Source organism: Arthrobacter sp. B0427-1-12, assembly GCF_059092905.1.
The window spans coordinates 1-2,943 of sequence record NZ_JBNHIC010000128.1; the positions used below are offsets into that span (position 1 = coordinate 1).

General features: G+C 65.5%; 3 protein-coding genes and 1 pseudogene. 1 reads left to right on the forward strand and 3 read right to left on the reverse strand.

The genetic code is table 11. From position 1 onward, the window contains the following. Nucleotides 1–301: pseudogene (locus AC5RWU_RS24030) on the reverse strand (pyruvate dehydrogenase (acetyl-transferring), homodimeric type); the annotation flags it as partial. Nucleotides 302–450: 149 nt separating this feature from the next. Here AC5RWU_RS24030 and AC5RWU_RS24035 point away from each other — a divergent pair. After that, nucleotides 451–1,212, forward strand: a complete 762-nt coding sequence (locus AC5RWU_RS24035; RefSeq protein ID WP_493986683.1) for an SDR family oxidoreductase — start codon at nucleotides 451–453, stop codon at nucleotides 1,210–1,212. Here the strand turns inward: AC5RWU_RS24035 and AC5RWU_RS24040 are convergent. After that, on the reverse strand, nucleotides 1,196–1,918 hold the full coding sequence (locus AC5RWU_RS24040; protein WP_493986684.1) for a polysaccharide deacetylase family protein: 723 nt from the start codon (nucleotides 1,916–1,918) through the stop codon (nucleotides 1,196–1,198). The two genes, AC5RWU_RS24035 and AC5RWU_RS24040, sit on opposite strands and share 17 nt — an antisense overlap. Nucleotides 1,919–1,955: 37 nt before the next feature. After that, nucleotides 1,956–2,744: a creatininase gene (locus tag AC5RWU_RS24045; RefSeq protein ID WP_493986685.1), complete on the reverse strand. Its 789-nt coding sequence runs from the start codon at nucleotides 2,742–2,744 to the stop codon at nucleotides 1,956–1,958. Between the last annotated feature and the right edge of the window lie 199 nt (nucleotides 2,745–2,943).

Here is a 2,943-nt window from a genome sequence, read left to right on the forward strand (position 1 = left end):
CGTTCCAGCGCAGCCAGGCACGGTACCGGCGCTCGGTTTCCTCGTCGCCGGGGAACTCAGGTTCCTGGTCGGCCGGGATCGTGTTGACGTAGTCCGTCGTGGTCACCATGGGAACGCCCACGCTGCGCGCACCGGCGCGCTGCAGCAGGGAACGCATGATGAACTGCGCCCGCTCCGTGCCCTGTTCCTTGATCAGCTGGTCGAGCGATTCGATCCATTCCGCTGTTTCTTCCGGATCACGATCGGACAGCTGGTTTGTCAACCCACTCAGGATGTGAGTGGTGTCTTCTGCTGCGGCCACATCCAACCTCTCTGTGCGCAGCGATGTCCGTGCGCAAACTAGGAGTTCACATCGTGGTGAACTTTCGTAATATGGAATTACTTTTCCATTAGATATGAGTAAAGTGAACGGTGCCACAGCCCATCTGTCAAATGGAGCAGGAGCGGAGCATGACCCAGGAAGCGCAGCCTGAACGTACCGCCGTCATCACGGGAGCCGGTTCCGGGATCGGAAGGGCCGTTGCGCGGGCCATGCTCGACGCCGGTTTCCGGGTTGCGCTGGCCGGCCGGCGCCGGGACGTGCTGGTGGAGACCGCCGCCGGCCATCCCCGCGCCCTGGTGGTACCCGCGGACGTCATCGATCCCGCCGCCGTCGACCGTCTCTTCAATTCTGCCTACGAGGCCTTCGGCCGGATCGATGTGCTGTTCAACAATGCCGGCGTCTTCGGCCCGAGCGCAGCGGTGGACGAGATCCCATTGGATGAGTGGAACCGGACAGTGGCCGTCAACCTGACCGGGAGCATGCTGTGCGCCGCGGCGGCGGTCCGCGTCATGAAGCGGCAGGATCCACAGGGCGGAAGGATCATCAACAACGGCTCCATCTCCGCCCACTCCCCCAGACCGTTGTCCGCCGCCTACACCGCCACCAAACACGCCATCACAGGGCTCACCAAGTCGATCGACCTCGACGGCCGCCCGTACGGCATTTCCTGCGGCCAGATCGATATCGGCAACACCGCTACCGAGCTGATGCAGCGCCTGGGCGTCGGCGAGGGCGCCCTCCAAGCGGACGGCAGCCGCCGCGTTGAACCGACCTTTTCGGTGGAGGACGCCGCCAAGGCAGTGCTGTTCATGGCGCAGCTGCCGCCCAACGCGTCGGTAGGCTCGCTGGTCATCACCGCGGCCGGCATGCCGTTCATCGGCCGCGGCTGACGGCAGGGTCCAGCTGCTCAGCGAGCTCGGCGAGCGTCGCTACCCATATGCCATCGGAGCCCTTGACCCGCTCGATCAGCCGCTCGAGCTCCGCCGCTTTCGACGGCCTCCCCGAATTGAAGGGATGATCCGCCAGCACCAGGCAGCTGCCGGCCACCCGTCCTGGCTCGAAGGCATACGGCTCCCAGCCGCCGGGCGCCCGGTGGACCGGGACCTCGACAAGGTCCCGCGGATCCCCGTCGGCGACCCTGAAGCGGTAGGGAGCGCCGCCGTCGACCTGGCTGGAGTCGTAGCGGAAGCCACGCTCTGCCAGCAGCCCGGCGGTATGCCAGTTCACCTCCCACCACGGCGCCCGGTACCCGACCGGCCGGACCTTGGCGGCCTTCCAGAGCGCTTCCAGCCCGCGGTCCAGGCCGCGCGCTTCGGCGGCGGCGCCGATGCCCTGCAGCGGCTCGTTCCGGTAGCCGTGGTGGCCGACTTCGTGGCCGGCGTCGACAACCGCGCGCACCGTGTCCGGACAGCATTCGGCGGTGGCACCGGAAATGAAGAAAGTGGCCTTGATGTCCTGCCGGTCCAGGATTGCCAGGAGCCGGGAAACCGCCGCGCGTGGGCCGTCAGCCTCCACATCGAAGGTGAATGACGCCGCGCGGCAGCCCGCGGGCCAGGCGGCCGCAGGCGCCACGTCCGGGTGGGCCAGATAGGTCATCTCGGCTTCCTCCCCTTGGTGCTACGTTCGGTCGGTACTAGGTCCGGTCGGTGAGCGAAAATTCGGCCTCGAGCGCTTTCGCCATCGCGGTGGATGCACGCTTGAGCAGAATTTCCCCCTTGGCTGCGGTCGCCTGTGCCGCGGAGGACAGGCAGCCGGATGCCGGTGTGAGTTCGGGCTTGACCGGCAGGACGTCATAGTTCGGCAGCACGGCGGGCGGCAGGTCCTCGACCCGGCTCATATCGACCAGGTGCGGATAGAGGTGCAGCATCAGGGATGTCTCGAGCACACCGCCGTGTTCGAGGTCCCAACCGGTGAAGCCATCGGGGTACAGCTCGGCGATGGTCGCGTCGTCGACGAAATCCCAGTAGGACAGCAGCAGGACTTTCAGGTCGTCCGGGCTGCTGATCTTCAGTTCCCGAAGGGCCAGGTCCACGCCTTCATAGAGGAACTGGTAGTTCTCGTAGTGGCCGTTGATGAACGCGATTTTCCTGACGCCGTGCCGGGCCAGCTCCAGGGTCAGGTTTTTCGCAATGGAAATGACGGTAGCCGCATCGAGGCTGGTGGTTCCCGGGATGTGGTTGCCTCCGCCGGAGCGCTGCTGGGATTTGTAGCCGTAGACGATGGGGGCAGCCACAAGCGCGCCTACCGTTTCAGCTACGCTTCCGGCCATCGTACGGGAGAGCAGAACGTCCACGTTGAGGGGCATGTGCGGCCCATGCTGTTCGATCGCTCCTGCGGGAATGAGGACGATCCCGTCGCCGCCGGCGATCGCTTCCTGGTAGGTTACGGCGTCGATTTCTTCCATATAGACGCTGTGGCGCATCTTTGCTCCGATTCTCCATGTAGGTGGCCGGTGTATGTACGGCCGGGGTGGCGACAGGGACTGCGGTGCCGGGCTACCGGCACCGCAGTCCCTGTCTGTTGGTTAGGCGTCGATGATGTTGTGTTCGGGGCCGAAGCCGAACTTGGTGATGTTTTCGGCGCCGGTTTCGCCGACCACCAGGATGTCGTGCTCGCGGTAG